This window comes from Arthrobacter sp. B0427-1-12, from assembly GCF_059092905.1.
The window spans coordinates 306,481-323,935 of sequence record NZ_JBNHIC010000001.1; the positions used below are offsets into that span (position 1 = coordinate 306,481).

A 17,455-nucleotide genomic window follows, 5' to 3' on the forward strand; every position below is an offset into this window, starting at 1 on the left:
GAGGGCAAGCTCACGGAGCCGGACTTTGAGCCGGTGCCAAGGGCACTTAGAGTGTAGAGATACCCAACATTGTCTGTTCAGGGGCAGTCTGTTCCGGGGCAGTGTGGCTTGGCACGCCGCAGCGTGCCTGAACGATGGAGCTGGACAGGTAGCAATGACGTCGGATATCCCCCCAGTGCCGCGCCGCGCCGTCGGGCCTTCCGGGCGCGAGATTCCGCCTGCCTCGCTCAAACGGCTCACGATCTACCTGCGCGCACTGAATGCCTTGCTCGGCGATGGCCTGGAGCGGATTTCCTCGGAGGCGCTGGCCGAAGCAGTCGGAGTCAGTTCGCCGACCCTGCGCAAGGACCTGTCCTATCTTGGGTCGTACGGAACCCGCGGCGTCGGCTACGACGTCCAGTACCTCAGCCGGCAGATTTCCGCAGCGCTTGGCCTGACGCTGGACTGGCGCGTGGCCATCGTCGGTGCCGGTAACCTGGGGCGGGCCCTGGCCGGTTATTCCGGGTTCGTATCCCGCGGCTTCGAAGTCGTGGCACTGTTCGACTCTGACCAGCTGGTGATCGGTCAGGAAGTCGGATGGCTGCGTGTCAGCCCTGTCGAGGATTTGGAACCGGTGCTGGAGCGGACCCGCGCCAACATGGCGGTCCTCGCGGTGCCGGCCAAGGTAGCCCAGGCGCTCTGCGACCGCTTGGTGGCCGCGGGTATCAGCAGCATTCTCAGTTTCGCGCCGATCGTGCTGCAGGTTCCGGAGCACGTCCAGGTACGCAAGGTAGACATGGCCACCGAGCTGCAGATTCTTGCCTACCACGCACAGCGGGCGCAGGATCCGGACCTGCAGTCCGAACCCGGCGCCCGCGCCGCCCAATAGGCGGCAGCCGTCAGAAGCCCCGCGGCTGCGGCTTGAAGTATTCGCTGGATGGCTTGAGCCACAGCATGACGACGGCGACGACGCCCAGCAGGACGTACAGCGCCGGAAGCAGGCCGCCGAAGATCCCGAAGAGGGACAGGACCGCGAAGACCGTGGCCGTGATCCGGGCCCAGTTCTTGCCTTTCTTCACCAGGAAGGCCATCAGCACGTACAGGCCGGTGACGATGATGCCCGTAATGAGTACCGATGTGCCGTACATGGCCAGGAACGTTTCGCGGTCCATCGCGCCGCCGGAGAGCTCCATCAGCTGGTCCATCTGGCCGGGCAGCAGTTGGGCTTCAGGATTGATGGCGCCCAGGATCGCAGCGAGCAGGTAGAGGGCTCCGGCCGCGAGGATCAGCCAGAAGGCGATGACCACTTCCTTGGGCGCGGTGCGTGGGGCACCGGCGCTGGCCTGGCTGGGATAGTTGTAGCCGGCGGCCTGGCCTTGCTGGTAGCCGTACGGAGACTGCGCCGGCTGGCCATAGGGGCTCTGCCCGTACTGGGGCTGGTTCTGCCCGTACTGCGGCGCCGCGCCCGGGGCCTGCTGGCCGTACTGCGGCGCCTGCTGGCCGTACTTGGGCTGGTTTTCCGGTTCGCCGGCCGGGCTCGGATTTGCTGGCCGGTTCGGGTCGTTCTCAGGTGTGCTCATCGCCCATCCTTTTCATCTGTGCGCTGCTGATTTGCGCTGCTGCTGACTGGACCTCCCGCCAGCACCTGACACTCCGCGGCGGGCCTAAGTCAACCCTACCCTCGCTTGCCGGCGGCGGCGGTCAGCCTCAAGGATGAGTGCGGACGGCCGGGCAGTCGGCAGCCGCGCGGCTGCCATCAGGCAGAGACGCTCCTGCTCCACAGGCTGGCAGAGCGGCGCCAGGTCAGGGCCAGGGCCACCGTGGGCAGGATCACGAAGAGCACGAGGCCGGCAGCCAGCCGGATAATGAATTCCCCCGGGGCTTCCGGCGGATCGGGGGAGTGCGGCTCCGGGTGGAACGGGCCGCTCAGCCAGTCGGGGAGCGACAGCACCAGGAACACCGCAATGCCCGCGCCGGCCAGGCCGGTCAGCATGCCTCTGGCCCAGGGCCGTCCGTGGTGGAAACATACGGCGCAGAATGTCAGTGTGATGCCGAATCCGGTTAGCACCACCACGAAGTGCAGAATGTCCCACAGCACGCCGGCGCCGTGCACGGCCGCCATGGAGGCAGCGAGCCAGACGGTGGAAACGAGGATCGCCGCGGCATAGAGAAGCCAGCACCCGACGGCGGCCAGGATCGACGCCGGCCGCCTGACGACGTCGTACCGTGGCGCCGGTTCGCTCCGGCTGTTGCTGCCCATGGCACCACGGTAGCCCTGCGGGCTTCGCCTCGAAAGGGGACCGGAACCCGCCGCCGGCGGAAACGGTGAAGGGCCGCCTCCACAGTCACTGCTGTGGAGGCGGCCCTTCGGAACACTCCCGCCGGATGGCCGGTGCTATGGAGCGACGAACGCAGCGTCGACGTTGATGGTGACCTTGTCCCCGACCAGCACGCCGCCGGCCTCGAGGGCGGCATTCCAGGTCAGGCCGAATTCCTTGCGGCTGATGGTGGTCTGGCCGGAGAAGCCCGCGCGGGTGGCACCGAAGGGATCGACGGCGACACCGTTGAACTCGGTCTCGAGGACAACTTCTTTGGTGATGCCCTTGATGGTCAGGGCACCGGTGAGCTTGAAGGTTTCGCCGTTGCCCTCGATCTTGGTGGAGGCAAACGTCATCTCCGGGAACTTTTCGGCATCGAAGAAATCCTCGCCCTTGACGTGGGCGTCGCGGTTCGGCTCATTCGAGTTGAAGCTTCCGGTTTCCACGGCGGCGATGACCTTGGAGTCGTCCAGGTGCTCGCCGACTTCAAGCTTGGCGTCGACCTTGTCGAAGCTGCCGCGGACCTTGCTGATGCCGGCATGGCGGACGGTGAAGCCGATTTCGCTGTGCGAGCCGTCGAGGGTCCAGGTGCCGGTAGTGAGTCCGGTGGGGATGGTCATAATGCTGCTCCTTATGTCTGATCACGACGTGCAGTGAGCGCGGAACCCGGTCTGGCCCGGCCGCCCTCGCGGGCAGAAAATGCAAATGCATGATTGAGGCCCCGCGGCCCAAATTCTTCGCCAGCAGCCCCGATTTAGTCAACAGGTCCAAATTTGAGAAACTTATTGACATGTCCCGAGCCACTGTCCACCTGCTGCGCCACGGTGAGGTCTTCAACCCCGACCGCGTCCTTTACGGACGCCTGCCGGAGTTCCACCTCTCGGAACTGGGCAGGCAGATGGCCCAGAGGCTAGCTGTGTACTTTGAACAGCGTGTGAACGACGGCGCCAGGATCGTTTACCTGGTGGCCTCACCGCTGACACGGGCACAGGAAACCGCAGAGCCGACGTCGAAGGCCCTGGGCCTGCCGATCGTCACCGATCCCCGGATCATCGAGGCCGCCAACCGTTTCGAAGGGCTGTCCAGGATTAGCTCCCAGCTGCGCAATCCCCGGCACTGGCCGTACCTGGTCAATCCGATGCGCCCGTCCTGGGGCGAGCCGTACCGGCTGCAGGTCGCGCGCGTCATGGAAGCTGTGCAGGACGCCCGGCAGCACGCCCTTGAGGCCGGGGGCGAGGGCGCTGAAGCCATTTTGGTCAGCCATCAGCTGCCCATCTGGGTCACCCGCCTGGCGGCGGAAAACAAAAGGCTGTGGCACGATCCGCGGCGCCGGGAGTGCACGCTGACCTCGGTGACTTCCCTGGAGTTCGACGGCGACAGGCTGGCCGGGGTGCGCTACGCCGAGCCCTGTGCGGACCTGCTCCCGGGCGCCGCGAATATTCCGGGAGCATAATGGAAGTACTACACGTTGTAGAAGTGGCATCCGCTCCACCGGGCCCTGCTGCACTGCCAGCGGAAAACCTCTGAAAGAAGCTGTGAAGAAGTCTGTATCAAACGCTGCATCGCGCGCGTCGCTGGAACGCCGGTCCTTCCTGAAGCTTGGCGCGGGCGTGGTCCTTGCCCTCCCGCTGGCCGCCTGCACGGCCGAAGATCCCCTGGCCCAGCAGGCCCGGGCCGGGGACAACAAGAACTACATCGCGGGCGACGGCTCCGTTACCGAGTATGCACCGGAGCAGCGCGGCGAACCCGTGCAGCTGACGGCCCAGCTGTTCGACGGGACCACCGTGGATTCGAAGGACTTCGCCGGCCAGGTCACGGTCCTGAATTTCTGGTACGCCGCCTGCGCCCCGTGCCGGGTGGAGGCTCCCGACCTTGAAGCGCTCTGGCAGGAATTCGGGCCGCAGGGCGCGCAGTTCTACGGTGTCAACATCCGCGACGAAGAGGCCACGGCCGCGGCGTTCGACCGCAACTTCAACATCAGTTACCCGAGCATCAAGGACAAGGACGGCGGCGTACTGCTGGCCATGACCCAGTACGTCCCGCCGCAGGCGGTGCCGACCACGCTGGTGCTTGACCGGGAAGGGCGCGTTTCCTCCCGCATCCTGGGCCTGGCGGACAAGGGCACGCTCAGGGCACTCATCTCCGACGTCCTGGCCGCCTAGCCATGACGTCCCCCAGGCTTACTGCCCTGCTGGTTCCCGCCGCCAGCAATCCCTTCGCGGAGACCGTGCTGAACGGCTCCATGCTGCTGGCTGTGCCGGTGGCCCTGCTGGCCGGGCTGGTGTCCTTCCTGTCCCCGTGCGTGCTGCCGCTGGTGCCCGGGTACCTGGGCTACGTGACCGGACTGACCGGCGTCGACCTGGAGAAGCAGCGGCGCGGGCGCATGTTCGCGGGCATCGGGCTCTTCGTCCTTGGATTCTCCGCCGTCTTCGTGGCGATCGGGGCAGTCTTCGGACAGCTCGGCGCCTGGCTGCAGGGCTCAGAGCAGGCCTGGGTGACGCAGCTGCTCGGCGCCGTCGTCATCCTGCTGGGATTCGTTTTCATGGGCGGCCTGTCCTGGTTCCAGGCGGACCGCAAGGTCCATGCCAAGCCGCCGGCGGGACTGTGGGGGGCGCCGGTGCTCGGCATCACCTTCGGCCTTGGCTGGGCGCCGTGCATCGGCCCCACCTATGCCGCGGTCCAGACACTGGCGTTCTCCGGCGGCACGGATGCCGTCAAAGGTGCGGCGCTGGCCTTCGTGTACTGCCTGGGGCTGGGCATTCCGTTCCTGCTGATTGCCCTGGGCTTCCGCCGCGGGATGGGGGCCATGGCCTTTTTCCGGAAGCACCGGCTGGCGATCCAGCGGTTCGGCGGCGGCCTGCTGATCGTGCTGGGCCTGCTGATGGTCTCCGGGTTGTGGGGCACCTGGGTCAACGAGCTGCAGTTCTGGTTCGCCAATGAAGTAAGGCTCCCCATCTGATGCGCGACCGCTTGACCGACCAAAGCGCAACCGAAGAAAGCGTGACCAAGGACAACGTGACTGACCTGAGCACGGATCAAGACCGGACCACGAAGAAGGGCATGAAGAAGCGCCGGCAGGACGACGATGTGGCGCTGCCGGCGCTGGGCGTCGTCGGCATGCTGCGCTGGGCCTGGACCCAGCTGACCAGTATGCGCACCGCGCTCTTCCTGCTGCTGCTGCTGGCCGTAGCCGCCGTGCCCGGCTCGCTGTTCCCGCAGCGGCCGGCCAATCCGTCCACCGTGACGCAGTACATCGACGACAATCCGACGACGGGGCCGTGGCTGGACAAGCTGCAGTTCTTCGACGTGTATTCCTCCGTCTGGTTCTCCGCCATCTACATCCTGCTGTTCGTTTCGCTGGTCGGCTGCATCATTCCGCGCGCCCGCCAGCATGCCAAGGCGATGCGCGCCCAGCCGCCGCGGACCCCGCGCCGGCTGTCCCGGCTGCCCGAATACGGGACCTTGGTCATTCCGGCGGAGGTGGCGGCGTCGTCCGGCCTGACCGCGGCCCGCGCCGTGGAGGACGCAGCGCGCATGCTCAAGCGCCGCGGCTACCGCGTCCAGGTGCGGGATGCCGATGGCGACCGCCCGTCCGTGGGCGCCGAGCGGGGCTTCGCCAAGGAGATCGGCAACCTGCTGTTCCATACTGCGCTGATCGGCGTGCTGGTGTCCGTGGCCATCGGCGGCATGTTCGGCTACAGGGGACAGAAGATCATCGTGGAAGGGGAGACCTTCGTTAATACGCTGGTCGGCTATGACTCCTTCAGCCCGGGGACGAACTTCTCCGAGGACTGGCTGTCCCCGTATTCCATGACTCTGGATAAGTTTGAGGTGGTCTTCGACCGCGAATCGAAGACGCACTACGGCCAACCGCTGGACTTTACCGCCACCCTGACCACCAAGGATGCCCCGGACGCCGAACCGGCCACCCAGCAGCTCAAGGTGAACCATCCGCTGAGCATTGGCGGCACCAATGTGTATCTGGTGGGCAACGGCTACGCGCCCATGGTCACAGTCCGCGACGGCGAGGGCAACATCGCCTATCAAGGGCCGGTGGTTTCCGTTCCCACCGATGGTGCGTACACTTCGCTGCTGGTCATCAAGGCTCCGGACGCGAAGCCCAACCAGCTCGGATTCGTCGGGTTCTTCCTGCCCACCGCCGTCGTGGATGAAGCCGGCGTTGCCTTCGGCAGCGACCCGGATCCGTTCAACCCGCAGCTGAACCTCAACGCCTACACCGGGGACCTGGGGCTGGACGACGGAGAACCGCGGAACGTCTACACCCTGGACACCACCAACCTGACCGAGATCAACAGCCGCAGCCAGGACGCCGGCGGCATCGTGCTGGGCGCCTACCAGACGTATGAGCTGCCGGACGGCCAGGGCTCCATCAGCTTTGACGGACTCAAGCGCTACGCCGCCCTGGACATCGCCTATGATCCGGGGGAGATGGGAGCGCTGGTCTTCTCCTCGCTGGCGCTGCTGGGGTTGATAGGCTCGCTGTTCATTGCACGCCGGCGTGTCTGGGTCCGGGCGGGTGTCCATGAGGACGGCCGCACGATGGTTGAATACGGCCTGCTGGCCCGCGGTGAGGATTACCGCCTGGCCGGCGAAGCAGAGGCCATCCGCACGCACCTGGAACGGGCATGGCTGGCGGAACCAGCCGACATCCCCAAAAACGCAGAGAAGGATCTGTAATGACCATCAATGAAACGCTGGGCGAGTACAGCCAGCTGTTCACCATCATGGCAGTGTCCACGTACGTGGTGGCCTTCCTGGCGTTCCTCTGGGACATGGCCAGGACCGGCAGGACCTTCGCCGCCGTGGACGCCAAAGCCGCAGGCCATGCGGGCGCGGAGACCAAGGCGCCGGCGATGGCGGGGGCCGGCCAGGCGGCCCGCGCGGCAGCCGGCACAGCGACGGTGTCCCACGAGGGACTGGCGGGCCCGAAGGACCGCGTAGCCAGCACGGGCCGCTCCGGTGCGGGGGCCGGCATCGTTCCCGGCGAGGACATGAAGTACACCACGGAACGCCGGGTGTTCGCCCGCGTAGCCGTCGCCCTCACCGTCCTGGGTTTCCTCATCCACGCTGCGGCCGTCGTCAGCCGCGGCATTGCCGCGGCCCGGGTGCCGTGGGGCAACATGTACGAATTCTGCACCACCGGTGCGATGGTGGTGGTCGGTGTCTACCTGCTGGCGCTGATCCGGCGCGACCTGCGGTTCATGGGCAGCTTTGTGCTGGGTCTGGTCATCGTCATGCTGGGCGCGGCAACCGTCGGCTTCCCGACGCCGGTGGCGCACCTGGTGCCCGCGCTCCAGAGCTACTGGCTGGTCATCCACGTCTCCGTCGCCGTCCTGGCCTCCGCCCTCTTCACGCTGACCTTCGCCACCTCGGTGCTGCAGTTGGTGCAGGCCCGCCGGGAGGCCGCAGTGGCCGCCGGCCGCAGCTTCGGGGGCGCGTTCCTGGCCCGGGTGCCTTCGTCCCTCAGCCTGGAGAACTTCTCCTATCGCATCAACGCAGTGGCGTTCGTGCTCTGGACCTTCACCCTGATGGCCGGAGCCATCTGGGCCGAGGCGGCCTGGGGCCGGTACTGGGGCTGGGACACCAAGGAAGTCTGGACCTTCGTCATCTGGGTGGTCTACGCCGGCTACCTGCACGCGCGCGCCACCCGCGGCTGGACAGGAACCCGCGCTGCCTGGCTGTCCATCGTCGGGTACCTGTGCATCGTGTTCAACTTCAGCATTGTCAACGTCTTCTTCTCCGGCCTCCACAGCTACTCCGGGATTCAGTAAGGCCCCGGCCTGCGTTGAGACCTCCTGACCGCGGACACAAAAGCGCCGCCCGTCCCGGAAGGGACGGGCGGCGCTCTTGGTTCGCGTCCTGATCCGTCAGATCCAGCGCGGTGCCACCGGCTTTTCCTGCTTGCTGGAGGTGACGCCGAAGGTGCCGCGTCCGCAGGCCCAGGCGGTGATATCCGCCAGGGTGCCGGAGATGAGGTCCGGGGCCGTAGCGTCCAGATCGCCGAGTTCCGGCTGCCGCTCGCCGGAGACCAGTGCCACACACATTCATTCTGTTCTGTGGAACAGCCCGCGGGCGGGGGTCAGATCCCTTCGAAAGGGTGGGCTGCGATATCGACCTCGAATTCGTGCACAGCCTTCAGCGCCGCCCGGGCCAAGCCGCTGCTCACCAGGCCGGCGAAGCGGGTGGTCGGCGTGGCTACCGACAGCGCCGCTATGGCCAGACCGCGCGGATCGTGGACGGCCACTCCGATGGCGCTGACACCTTCCTCCGTTCCCTCAAAGTTCGCCGCGAAGCCGTTGGTGCGGATGAGGTCCAGTTCGCTGAGGAATGCCGGATAGTCGCTGTCCGGGATCCGGTCATGGGCCATGTTCAGCTCGCTCCGGAAGAGCTTGTCGAGGGTTGCGGCATCCAGCTCCGCCAGCATTGCCTTGCCTCCGGACGTCCGGTGTGCCGGCAGGACGGCCCCCTGCCGATCGCCGACGCGAAGGATTCCCGAGCCCTCCACGGACGTCAGGAAGCGCACCTTCGTTCCCACGCGGATCATCAGATTGACGGTCTCGCCCATACGGCTGGCCAGCAGCTCCAGATGGGGCTGCGCCAGCTCCTTCAGCTGCCGTGTACTGCCCATGCCGGCAGGGCCTTCGCCTATGGCCGGACCGGGCAGGTAACGGTGATTCTCATCCTGGATGGCGAAGCCGCGGTAGATGAGCATGGCCAGCAGCCGATGGGCGGTGGATGGCGCCACCGCCAGTTCTACCGCGGCATCCTTCAACCGCAGGCTTCCCGTATCCCGCAGCAGCTGCAGCAGGTGGAGGGCGTTGTCCACCGAAGCGAGGGGATAGGGAGGCTTCTTGTGCAACTCGATTTTCCGCATGCCAGAATTATATTGAGCGAGCTGGGTCGCACCGACATCCTTGTGGAATGGCCCACGTTGACAAAGTCGATGGTGACTCTCGCGCTCCCGGTCCGGATGGATCCGCCGCGCCGGCGAAGTTCAATCGGGCTTCCCTTATGGCCGTGATCGTTTGCTGGCTGCTCGTCGTCTTCGACGGTTACGACCTGATTGTCTACGGGACCGTCCAGTCCACCCTCATCAATACCACGGACTGGGGACTCGACAAGGCGACGGCGGGGACCATCGGATCGCTGGCTTTCCTTGGAATGATGATCGGCGCCCTCTTCGCCGGCCGCATGGCGGACCATTGGGGGCGGCGCCGGACGATTCTTGCCTGCACCATCGTCTTTTCCGTCTTTACCGTGTTGCTGGCTTTCGCGCCGAACGCGTTTGTCTTCGGCGGCCTCCGCCTGCTGGCCGGCATTGGCCTGGGGGGACTCGTTCCCTCGGCCAATGCCATGGCCGCCGAGCTGGTGCCGGCCCGGTGGCGCGCCACCGTGGCCACGCTGCTGATGTCCGGCGTCCCGCTCGGTGGGAGCATTGCGGCGCTGGTCGGTATTCCGGTGATTCCTGCGTTCGGCTGGCAGGCGATGTTCCTGGTGGCCATTTTGGCTCTGATCATCCTCGTTCCGCTTGGACTGAAGTACCTGCCCGAAACCCTGGTCAGTAGCCACCGGCAGGCAGACAAGGGCGGCTTCGGCACACTGCTGCGGGCCCCTTACCGGACCCCGACGATCCTGTTCGCGCTGGCCACGATCGCCACGCTATTCGCCTGGTACGGGCTGGGAACCTGGTTGCCCAACCTCATGGAGCTGGCGGGCTACAACCTAGGCTCGGCTCTGACTTTCGCCCTGGCGCTGAATCTAGGGGCCATCGCCGGTTCCGTGATCACCGCCTGGGCGGGGGACCGTTTCGGCCCGGCCCGCACGGGAATCACTGCCGCAGCGGTGGCTGCGGCCGCGCTGGCCGTCATCATCACCGGCCCCCCGGTGGCGGTGGTCTACCTGATGCTGGTGCTGGCCGGCGTCGGAACCCACGGAACCCAGATCCTCATCATCGCCGCCATTGCCAACCACTATCCGTCCTACCTGCGCGGCACCGCGCTGGGCTGGGGTCTCGGCGTCGGCCGCATCGGCGCCGTGGCAGCCCCCCAGGCCGGCGGCCTGCTGCTTGCTGCAGGGCTGGGAGTCAATTCGAACTTCCTGGCATTCGCCGGAGGCGCCGCCGTGGCAGCAGTGATGCTGACTTGGGTCAGCCGCGCGACAAAACACCATGTCCCCAAATAGGGGAAGAAGCATGCCTGAAGAAACCAGCATCCGGGATGCCCTTGTTGTCGGCGGCGGAATCGGCGGACTGGCCACCGCCGTCGGCTGAACCGAAACGGCGCGGATACGCACTACACCGACTGGCTGTACGCGGACAACGGGTACTGAAAACGAGCCGCCGGGCCGGGCCTGCGCGCGTCCGGGTTCTTGGGCTGTTCCTCCGGCTGGGGCTGTTCTTCCCGCTAGCCGTCCTTTTTCTGCCCGTCCTTGTCCTTGCGCTGCTCCTTCTGCTGCGCTTCGCGGGCCTTGAGTTCGGCTTCACGCTTCTTCAGTTCGGTCTCTTTGGCCTGCTGCCGCCGGCGGGTCTCGAGATTGCGCAGGAATTCGGGGTCATCGTCTGGAGCAGTCGGGTGCTTGGGCGCCTGGCGCTGCGGTCCCGCGGACGGCGGGCCGTAGCTGGGGCGGCCGAAGAAGAACCAGAGGGTGGCGCCGATGATCGGCAGCAGCACGATGGCCAGGATCCAGGACGGTTTGGAAATGCTGCGCACCTCGTGGCGGCCTGTGCGGATGCAGTCGATCAGCGCGTAAATGATGACCGCTACTGCCACTACTGCCAGAAAAAGGTACACGCGGGACATGCATCAATTGTAGTCGAGATGGCCATGGGCATACCCCTGCTGCAACTTCCTTGGAGGCGGCTGCCAGGAAGCGCGGGTAAACTTGAGCGGTGGCTTTCTTTCGTTACACCTTGGCACGGCTTGGCTTGCTGGCCGTTGTTTTTGTCATCTGCCTGTACCTGGGCCTCGGCCTGGTGTTCTCCGGCATCTTCGCCGTCATTATCTCCTGGTGCCTGAGCTACCTGCTCCTGCGCAGGTGGCGCGATGAGGCTTCGGCTGCCATGCAGAACCGGTTCCCCGGCCGGATCAAGCCGATCCGGACCGCCACGGAAGTGGAAGACGCCGCCGCGGAGGACACCTTGGTGGACAACCACCCGGACGTGGCGGTTGACGCGGACCGGAAGCGCCGCCAGGCCCACTAGGCCAGGACGCGGGTCAGCACCAGTGCCAGCCCGTAGACCACGCTGAATGCCAGGTTGAGCATGCCGGTCTGCTTCAGCACCGGGATCAGGCTTTCACGCCTCCTGCCCTTGAGCATGGTCCAGGACGGCATCAGGCACATCGGCACCAGCACCAGCACCAGCAGCACCCACGGATAACCGTTGACCAGCACCAGCGGCAGCAGCAGGGCCACCGCCAGCATCATGACGTAGCTGACGCGCGCCAGCTCGTCGCCCAGCCGGACGGCGAGGGTGCGCTTGCCGGCCTCCCGGTCCGTGGGGATATCGCGGACATTGTTGGCCATCAGCAGGGCCATGGCGATGACTCCGGTGCTCACCGCCCCCAGCACCGCGGGCCAGCTCAGCGCAAAGGCCTGCGTGTACGTGGTGCCCAGTGTCGCGACGAGGCCGAAGAATACAAAGACGAACAGGTCGCCCAGGCCCAGGTAGCCGTACGGGTTCCTGCCGCCGGTGTAGCCCCAGGCTGCGATGACGCAGCCAACGCCGACCAGCAGCAGGAACCAGGTCTGGGTCAGGATGACCAGGACCAGCCCCGCCACCATGGCCAGCAGGAAGGACGCGAACGCCGCGTACTTCACCTGCCGGGGGGATGCCGCGCCGGAACCGGTCAGCCGCAGCGGGCCCACCCGGGCGTCGTCGGTGCCGCGGATGCCGTCTGAGTAGTCATTGGCGTAGTTGACGCCGACCTGCAGGAAGATGGCCACCAGTGCTGCCAGCACCGCGTTAAGGACCTTGAAGCCGCCCAGTTCGAATGCCGCCGCGCTGCCGACGATTACCGGCGCAACCGCCATCGGCAGGGTCCGGGGGCGAGCGCCTTCTAACCATTGAGCGGCTGTGGCCACAGGTTCAGTCCTATCTTGTCGTCGGATTCTTTCCGCCGGATGACGGCAGCTATCCATTCTTCCGCATGCGCCTGCCCGTCCGCGAAACGCACGCGGCTAGACGGCATGCCCTTCGCTGTGCTGGTCCCGCTCGGCCCGCCCGGCCAGCAGCGCCTGGATGCGCAGCCGGTCCGGCTTGCCCGTGGGCAGGGCCGGCAGTTCGGCCAGCGGCAGCACGATCTTCGGCACCGCGGCGGCTCCCAGCCGCTCCCGCACCGTGCGGCGGATCGCCCCGGCATCGGCCGGTCCGACGACGGCGGCCGCCACCTGGGTGCCCCACTCCGGATGCTCGACGCCGGCAACCACCGCCGCCTCGACCCCCGGGACCGCCTCGATCGCCTGGGCGACGAGGTTCGCTGAGATCTTCACGCCGCCGGTATTGATCACATCGTCCGCGCGGCCCAGGACGGTGAGGGTGCCGGCGTCGTCCATTGCACCCACATCGCCGGTGCGGTACCAGCGGCGGCTCTCCCGTTCCGGGAAGTGCTCCGCCGTCAGGTCCGGCCGGCCAAGATAACCGGAGGCGAGCACCTTGCCGCCGATCCAGACCCGGCCGTCCTCCAGCCGCACCTGGGCGCCCGGCAGCGGAACGCCGTCGTATACGCAGCCGCCGCAGGTTTCGCTCATCCCGTAAGTGCGCACCACCTTCAGGCCGTACTTGCGGGACTCCTCGCGCAGCCGGTCGCTGGTGCGGGCGCCGCCGACCAGGATGGCGTCGAAGCGCCGCAGCACCTTGATGGTTTCCGGCGCGGGATTGGCCAGCAGCCGGTGCAGCTGCGTCGGCACCAGGGAAGTGATGCGGAACGGATCGGTCAGTTGGGCGGCGGCGGCGGTGAAGGCTTCCGCGGTGAAGCGCTGCGCCGGGTCCATCGCCACCGGCCGGGTGCCGGCGAACAGCGAGCGGGCCAGCACCTGCAGCCCGGCCACATAGTGCACGGGCAGGGCCAGCAGCCACTGGCCCTCGCCGCGCAGCGCCGCCGTGGTCCCCTCCGCGGAGGCAGCCAGGGCACCGGCGGAGAGCATGGTCTGCTTGGGCAGTCCGGTGGAACCGGAGGTGCTGATGACCGCTGCGATGCCTTCGGCCGGTTCGGCGGCGGCGAGCCCCCTGAGGGCAGCAACATCCAGGGCCGGGTCCGCGTAGGGCATGACCGCTGGGCCCTCGCCGGCCAGTGCGTTGGCGAGGGGTTGGAGCAGCCGGTTCGGTGCGAAGCCCTCCGGAGTGTGTACCGGCAGCAGGTCCACAGGAATCCCTCCGGCGGCTAGAAGTAGTACGGGAAGGAGGACCAGTCCGGGTCCCGCTTCTGCAGGAACGCCTCCTTGCCCTCCACCGCCTCGTCCGTCATGTAGGCCAGGCGGGTGGCTTCACCGGCGAAGACCTGCTGGCCGGCCAGGCCGTCGTCAGCCAGATTGAAGGCGAACTTGAGCATGCGGATGGCCTGCGGGGACTGGCGGGCGATGTCCGCGGCGTACTCCAGGGCCGTCTTCTCCAGGTCCGCGTGGTCCACGGCCTCGTTGACCGCACCCATGCGGACCATGTCCTCGGCCGAGTATTCGCGGGCCAGGAAGAAAATCTCGCGGGCAGACTTCTGGCCGATCTGGCGGGCCAGCAGCGCCGAGCCGTAGCCGGCGTCGAAGCTTCCCACCGTGGCGTCGGTCTGCTTGAACCTGCCGTGCTGGCGGGAGGCGATGGTCAGGTCCGCCACCACGTGCAGGCTGTGCCCGCCGCCGGCCGCCCAGCCGTTGACGACGGCGATGACCACCTTGGGCATGGTCCGCATCAGCCGCTGGACCTCTAGGATGTGCAGTCTGCCGGCGCGGGCGGGATCAATGGTTTCCTGGGTCTCGCCGGAGGCGTAGCGGTAGCCTTCGCGGCCGCGGATCCGCTGGTCGCCGCCCGAGCAGAAGGAATGGCCGCCGTCCTTGGGGGAGGGGCCGTTGCCGGTGAGCAGCACGGTCGCCACATCGGGCGTCATGCGGGCGTGGTCCAGGGCGCGGTAGAGCTCATCGACGGTGCCGGGCCGGAAAGCATTGCGGACCTCCGGGCGGTTGAAGGCGATGCGGACGGTGGGCAGGTCCCGGACTACGGCGCCGGCGGCGTCCCGCTCGACCTGGCGGTGGTACGTCATGTCCTGGAAGTCGTCGAAACCGGAAACCGCCCGCCATTGCATGGGGTCGAAGATATCGGAAACCTGTGCTGGAAGTTCGTTGCTCACCTGACCGAGTTTACGCGGGGTGGCGCGGGCAGTGGCCCGGCACCGCTGGCGCAGGCGCATGCGCGGCCGTACGGTGGGCTCATGAGGATTCTTCATCTGGCCCACGCCGGCACCTGGGAAGCGGCGCTGGAAACCACCGGGAACTACAACATGTCCACCAAGGGCGCCACGTTGGACTCCATCGGCTTCATCCATGCCGCCACCCCGGAGCAACTGCCCGAGGTTGCTGAGCGGGTCTACGGCGGCGATCCGGAGCCGCTCATTCTGCTGGAACTGGAGACAGACCTGATCGAAGCCGACGGCGTCGAGGTGAAGTTCGAGGAGGCAGACAACGGCCAGCAGTACCCGCACATCTACGGGCCGATCAAGCCCCAGTACGTGGTGTCCACGCTGCCGGCCGGCTTTGACGCCGAAGGCCGGTTCACGATCGAGCGCTGACCCCGCCCGGTGCGGGGGACGCGTCAGCTGATGCAGAATTCGTTGCCTTCGGGATCGGCCATGGTGTACCAGGTTTCCGGGCCCAGGCGGCCCGCGTAGAGGAACTTTGCGCCGCGTGCTTCGAGCGCAGACCGGACCTCGTCCTTGTCATCGCCGTCCAGCCGGACGTCCAGGTGGATGCGGTCCTTGACGGTCTTCGGCTCCGGTACGGGCTGGAACAGGATGCGGCGCCGGGATTTGCTCTCCACCTCCTCCGCCGGGCAGATCGCCGCGCCGGCCTTCCAGACGCGCTCGCCGTTATGGACGATGGTGTCCTCCTCCGAGGCGAAGCCCTTTTCCACCATCGAGGTAATGAAGTCCTGGTCCGTCGGCTCGACGACCCAGCCGAGGGTTTGGGCCCACCAGTCCGCCTGGTCGTGGGCATTGGCGCAGTCAATGGAAATCTGGATGTTGTAAGCCATGGCTTGAGCCTAGGACGGCGTTGCGTTGCCCGGTACCGAATCGAGGACAGCTTCTGTCCGCGTCCGCCGGTTGACATGGTCCGTGCCCTCGTCCACCCTTGAACCCATGAGGTTGTAACCCGCTTTCGCGTCCAAAGCCCGCGTTGACCGGATCCTGATGTGCATTCCAGGCCTGGTATCCCTTCCAGGACGGTCCGCCGGCCCCCACAACGCCCTGCGAGGTTCCTTTGACCAACCACATCCATCTTTCCGGCGTGTTCCACGGCTATGGCGACCGACTGCTTCTGGAGGGCATCGATCTGGTCGTCTCCGGAGGAGAGCACGTCGCCATCATCGGGGAGAACGGCGCCGGCAAGTCCACCCTGCTGCGACTGATCGCCGGTGCCGAGCAGCCGGACTCGGGCACTGTCTCCGTCCACGGCCGCGTGGCGCACCTGGCCCAGGTGCTGGACGCGCCGCCGGAGGCGGCCGTCGGTGACGTGATCGATACAGCCCTGGCCGGATTCCGGGACATGGAGGCGCGGCTGCACGAGCTGGAGGCGGCCATGGCGGCCGGCGACGAAACCGCCTTCGACGAATACGGCCGCCTGCTGACCGAGTTCCAGCTGCGCGGCGGCTACGAGGTGGACGCCCGCGTCGATGCCGCCATGGACCACCTGGGGCTGCGCGCGATCAACCGCGGCCGTACCCTGGGCTCGCTCTCGGGTGGCGAGCAGGAGCGGCTGGCCCTGGCCTGCGTCCTGGCCGATCCGGCGTCGATCCTGCTGCTCGACGAGCCGACCAACCATCTTGACGCCGATGGCGCCGAGTGGCTGGAACGCAGGCTGGCTGCGCACCCGGGAGCCGCCGTCGCGGTGTCCCATGACCGGACCTTCCTGCGCCGCGTCGCCACCACGGTGCTGGAGGTCGACGCGGAGCGGCGGACGGTGCAGCGCTACGGCAACGGCTACGACGGCTACCTGGCCCAGAAGGCGGCGGAGCGGCGCCGCTGGGTGCAACAGTATGAACAGTGGCAGGATGCAATGGCGGCCGAGCGGACCAAGGCGGAGACGACGGCCCGGAACCTGGGCTATGGGCGGCGCAGGGACGGGGACAAGATGGCCTTCGACTACAAGGGCGGTACGCTCCAGGACGCCGTTGCCAGCCGGGTCCGGAACGCCCAGGAGCGGCTGTGCCGGCTCCAGGAGAATCCGGTGGACCGGCCGCCGGAGCCGCTGGCACTGAGTGCGCGGCTGGGTGGGCGCCGGCTCCAGGGAACGGTGCTGTCAGCGTACGACGTCGTGGTGCCGGGCAGGCTGGAACTGCCGGCTTTGGAGGTGGCGGCGGGGCAGAAGCTGCTGATCACGGGTCCGAACGGCGCCGGAAAGACGACGCTGCTGGACGTGCTGACCGGGATCCGCCAGCCCCAGCGCGGAACCGTCATCCGGCGGGGACGCCTGGGGTACCTGCCGCAGGAGCTGCCCGTTCCGGCCAGGCCCGCGCGGCGGCTGCTCCCCGCGTTCGCTGCGGGACTCGGCGACGCGGGTCCCGCCGGCGACCTGGAACGGCATGCCGAGCGGCTGCTCGCTCTGGGCCTGTTCCGGGCCGCGGACTTCCAGGTGCCGGTGGGTTCGCTGTCGGCGGGACAGTACCGGCGGCTGGCGCTGGCCCGGCTGCTGACCGGCAACTACGATGTCCTGGTCTTCGACGAGCCCACCAACCACCTGGCCCCGCTGCTGGTCGGGGAGCTGGAAGAGCTGTTCGCGGCGTACCAAGGAACGCTGGTGATGGTCAGCCATGACCGCGCGCTGCGGCAGTGGTTCTCGACGCTGGAGGGGCGCGAGCTGTCCGTGGCTGAGGGCAGGCTGTCGCCCGCCGAGCCAGCGGCCCTATAGTTCGAGGAGGGAATCCTTTTCAGGCACGCAGC

At 67.2% G+C, this 17,455-nt stretch carries 20 protein-coding genes; 10 read left to right on the forward strand and 10 right to left on the reverse strand.

Translation table 11 applies throughout. The features are described 5' to 3' along the window. Window positions 1-154: 154 nt before the first annotated feature. Window positions 155-868: a redox-sensing transcriptional repressor Rex gene (locus AC5RWU_RS01575; protein ID WP_494029115.1), complete on the forward strand. Its 714-nt coding sequence runs from the start codon at window positions 155-157 to the stop codon at window positions 866-868. Between the two features lie 10 nt (window positions 869-878). Here the strand turns inward: AC5RWU_RS01575 and AC5RWU_RS01580 are convergent, their stop codons facing one another. The 3 genes from AC5RWU_RS01580 to AC5RWU_RS01590 form a co-directional block, all read right to left on the reverse strand. Beyond that, window positions 879-1,559 carry a hypothetical protein gene (locus tag AC5RWU_RS01580; RefSeq protein WP_494029116.1) on the reverse strand — a complete coding sequence of 227 codons (681 nt, stop codon included), beginning with the start codon at window positions 1,557-1,559 and terminating at the stop codon, window positions 879-881. A gap of 176 nt (window positions 1,560-1,735) precedes the next feature. Next, entirely contained in the window at window positions 1,736-2,239 is a 504-nt protein-coding gene (locus AC5RWU_RS01585; protein WP_494029117.1) for a hypothetical protein, read from the reverse strand. Window positions 2,240-2,374: 135 nt separating this feature from the next. Continuing rightward, window positions 2,375-2,917 (reverse strand): YceI family protein, encoded by a 543-nt coding sequence (locus AC5RWU_RS01590; RefSeq protein ID WP_494029118.1) that lies wholly within the window; start codon window positions 2,915-2,917, stop codon window positions 2,375-2,377. A 170-nt stretch (window positions 2,918-3,087) separates the two neighbouring features. Between AC5RWU_RS01590 and AC5RWU_RS01595 the strand changes: the two genes are divergently transcribed. The 5 genes from AC5RWU_RS01595 to ccsB all read left to right on the forward strand — a co-directional run bounded on the left by AC5RWU_RS01595 (window position 3,088) and on the right by ccsB (window position 8,089). Continuing rightward, window positions 3,088-3,750 carry a histidine phosphatase family protein gene (locus AC5RWU_RS01595; RefSeq protein WP_494029119.1) on the forward strand — a complete coding sequence of 221 codons (663 nt, stop codon included), beginning with the start codon at window positions 3,088-3,090 and terminating at the stop codon, window positions 3,748-3,750. A gap of 82 nt (window positions 3,751-3,832) precedes the next feature. Beyond that, entirely contained in the window at window positions 3,833-4,459 is a 627-nt protein-coding gene (locus AC5RWU_RS01600) for a TlpA family protein disulfide reductase (protein ID WP_494029120.1), read from the forward strand. Between the two features lie 2 nt (window positions 4,460-4,461). Continuing rightward, window positions 4,462-5,256, forward strand: coding sequence for a cytochrome c biogenesis CcdA family protein (locus AC5RWU_RS01605; protein WP_494029121.1), 795 nt, complete (start codon window positions 4,462-4,464; stop codon window positions 5,254-5,256). Window positions 5,257-5,357: 101 nt separating this feature from the next. Then, window positions 5,358-6,995 carry a cytochrome c biogenesis protein ResB gene (gene resB, locus AC5RWU_RS01610; RefSeq protein ID WP_494029155.1) on the forward strand — a complete coding sequence of 546 codons (1,638 nt, stop codon included), beginning with the start codon at window positions 5,358-5,360 and terminating at the stop codon, window positions 6,993-6,995. Next, window positions 6,995-8,089, forward strand: a complete 1,095-nt coding sequence (gene ccsB / locus AC5RWU_RS01615) for a c-type cytochrome biogenesis protein CcsB (RefSeq protein ID WP_494029122.1) — start codon at window positions 6,995-6,997, stop codon at window positions 8,087-8,089. The genes resB and ccsB overlap by 1 nt, the downstream gene beginning before the upstream one ends. Before the next feature lie 96 nt (window positions 8,090-8,185). Here ccsB and AC5RWU_RS01620 read toward each other — a convergent pair whose 3' ends face one another. Beyond that, the gene (locus tag AC5RWU_RS01620) at window positions 8,186-8,356 is read right to left on the reverse strand and encodes a hypothetical protein (RefSeq protein ID WP_494029123.1); all 171 of its coding nucleotides are present in this window, start codon (window positions 8,354-8,356) and stop codon (window positions 8,186-8,188) included. A 41-nt stretch (window positions 8,357-8,397) separates the two neighbouring features. Then, complete coding sequence (locus AC5RWU_RS01625; RefSeq protein ID WP_494029124.1) at window positions 8,398-9,192, reverse strand: IclR family transcriptional regulator; 795 nt, start codon at window positions 9,190-9,192, stop codon at window positions 8,398-8,400. Window positions 9,193-9,329: 137 nt separating this feature from the next. On the opposite strand from AC5RWU_RS01625, the gene AC5RWU_RS01630 reads away from it, so the two are divergent. After that, window positions 9,330-10,499 carry an MFS transporter gene (locus tag AC5RWU_RS01630; protein WP_494036878.1) on the forward strand — a complete coding sequence of 390 codons (1,170 nt, stop codon included), beginning with the start codon at window positions 9,330-9,332 and terminating at the stop codon, window positions 10,497-10,499. A gap of 221 nt (window positions 10,500-10,720) precedes the next feature. On the opposite strand, the gene AC5RWU_RS01635 is transcribed toward AC5RWU_RS01630, so the two are convergent. Beyond that, window positions 10,721-11,116, reverse strand: coding sequence for a PLD nuclease N-terminal domain-containing protein (locus AC5RWU_RS01635; RefSeq protein ID WP_494029126.1), 396 nt, complete (start codon window positions 11,114-11,116; stop codon window positions 10,721-10,723). 89 nt (window positions 11,117-11,205) lie between these two features. Here AC5RWU_RS01635 and AC5RWU_RS01640 point away from each other — a divergent pair, with 89 nt between their 5' ends. After that, window positions 11,206-11,517, forward strand: a complete 312-nt coding sequence (locus tag AC5RWU_RS01640) for a DUF4229 domain-containing protein (protein WP_494029127.1) — start codon at window positions 11,206-11,208, stop codon at window positions 11,515-11,517. On the opposite strand, the gene AC5RWU_RS01645 is transcribed toward AC5RWU_RS01640, so the two are convergent. The 3 genes from AC5RWU_RS01645 to AC5RWU_RS01655 form a co-directional block, all read right to left on the reverse strand. Next, window positions 11,514-12,398, reverse strand: coding sequence for a 1,4-dihydroxy-2-naphthoate polyprenyltransferase (locus AC5RWU_RS01645; RefSeq protein ID WP_494029128.1), 885 nt, complete (start codon window positions 12,396-12,398; stop codon window positions 11,514-11,516). The genes AC5RWU_RS01640 and AC5RWU_RS01645 overlap by 4 nt on opposite strands. A 96-nt stretch (window positions 12,399-12,494) precedes the next feature. Continuing rightward, on the reverse strand, window positions 12,495-13,679 hold the full coding sequence (locus AC5RWU_RS01650; RefSeq protein WP_494029129.1) for an AMP-binding protein: 1,185 nt from the start codon (window positions 13,677-13,679) through the stop codon (window positions 12,495-12,497). A gap of 17 nt (window positions 13,680-13,696) precedes the next feature. Then, complete coding sequence (locus AC5RWU_RS01655; RefSeq protein ID WP_494029130.1) at window positions 13,697-14,650, reverse strand: 1,4-dihydroxy-2-naphthoyl-CoA synthase; 954 nt, start codon at window positions 14,648-14,650, stop codon at window positions 13,697-13,699. An 81-nt stretch (window positions 14,651-14,731) separates the two neighbouring features. On the opposite strand from AC5RWU_RS01655, the gene AC5RWU_RS01660 reads away from it, so the two are divergent. Beyond that, window positions 14,732-15,088 carry a DUF952 domain-containing protein gene (locus AC5RWU_RS01660; protein WP_494029131.1) on the forward strand — a complete coding sequence of 119 codons (357 nt, stop codon included), beginning with the start codon at window positions 14,732-14,734 and terminating at the stop codon, window positions 15,086-15,088. A gap of 23 nt (window positions 15,089-15,111) precedes the next feature. On the opposite strand, the gene AC5RWU_RS01665 is transcribed toward AC5RWU_RS01660, so the two are convergent. Continuing rightward, window positions 15,112-15,549: a VOC family protein gene (locus AC5RWU_RS01665; RefSeq protein ID WP_494029132.1), complete on the reverse strand. Its 438-nt coding sequence runs from the start codon at window positions 15,547-15,549 to the stop codon at window positions 15,112-15,114. A 227-nt stretch (window positions 15,550-15,776) separates the two neighbouring features. Between AC5RWU_RS01665 and AC5RWU_RS01670 the strand changes: the two genes are divergently transcribed. Continuing rightward, window positions 15,777-17,423 (forward strand): ABC-F family ATP-binding cassette domain-containing protein, encoded by a 1,647-nt coding sequence (locus tag AC5RWU_RS01670; RefSeq protein WP_494029133.1) that lies wholly within the window; start codon window positions 15,777-15,779, stop codon window positions 17,421-17,423. Window positions 17,424-17,455 lie beyond the last annotated feature (32 nt).

Excerpts from the sequence above, each read along its gene's own strand:
- AC5RWU_RS01575 (WP_494029115.1), top strand. The coding sequence starts at position 155 with ATGACGTCGGATATCCCCCCAGTGCCGCGCCGCGCCGTCGGGCCTTCC.
- AC5RWU_RS01580 (WP_494029116.1), bottom strand. The coding sequence starts at position 1,559 with ATGAGCACACCTGAGAACGACCCGAACCGGCCAGCAAATCCGAGCCCG.
- AC5RWU_RS01585 (WP_494029117.1), bottom strand. The coding sequence starts at position 2,239 with ATGGGCAGCAACAGCCGGAGCGAACCGGCGCCACGGTACGACGTCGTC.
- AC5RWU_RS01590 (WP_494029118.1), bottom strand. The coding sequence starts at position 2,917 with ATGACCATCCCCACCGGACTCACTACCGGCACCTGGACCCTCGACGGC.
- AC5RWU_RS01595 (WP_494029119.1), top strand. The coding sequence starts at position 3,088 with ATGTCCCGAGCCACTGTCCACCTGCTGCGCCACGGTGAGGTCTTCAAC.
- AC5RWU_RS01605 (WP_494029121.1), top strand. The coding sequence starts at position 4,462 with ATGACGTCCCCCAGGCTTACTGCCCTGCTGGTTCCCGCCGCCAGCAAT.
- resB (WP_494029155.1), top strand. The coding sequence starts at position 5,358 with ATGAAGAAGCGCCGGCAGGACGACGATGTGGCGCTGCCGGCGCTGGGC.
- ccsB (WP_494029122.1), top strand. The coding sequence starts at position 6,995 with ATGACCATCAATGAAACGCTGGGCGAGTACAGCCAGCTGTTCACCATC.
- AC5RWU_RS01625 (WP_494029124.1), bottom strand. The coding sequence starts at position 9,192 with ATGCGGAAAATCGAGTTGCACAAGAAGCCTCCCTATCCCCTCGCTTCG.
- AC5RWU_RS01630 (WP_494036878.1), top strand. The coding sequence starts at position 9,330 with ATGGCCGTGATCGTTTGCTGGCTGCTCGTCGTCTTCGACGGTTACGAC.
- AC5RWU_RS01635 (WP_494029126.1), bottom strand. The coding sequence starts at position 11,116 with ATGTCCCGCGTGTACCTTTTTCTGGCAGTAGTGGCAGTAGCGGTCATC.
- AC5RWU_RS01660 (WP_494029131.1), top strand. The coding sequence starts at position 14,732 with ATGAGGATTCTTCATCTGGCCCACGCCGGCACCTGGGAAGCGGCGCTG.
- AC5RWU_RS01665 (WP_494029132.1), bottom strand. The coding sequence starts at position 15,549 with ATGGCTTACAACATCCAGATTTCCATTGACTGCGCCAATGCCCACGAC.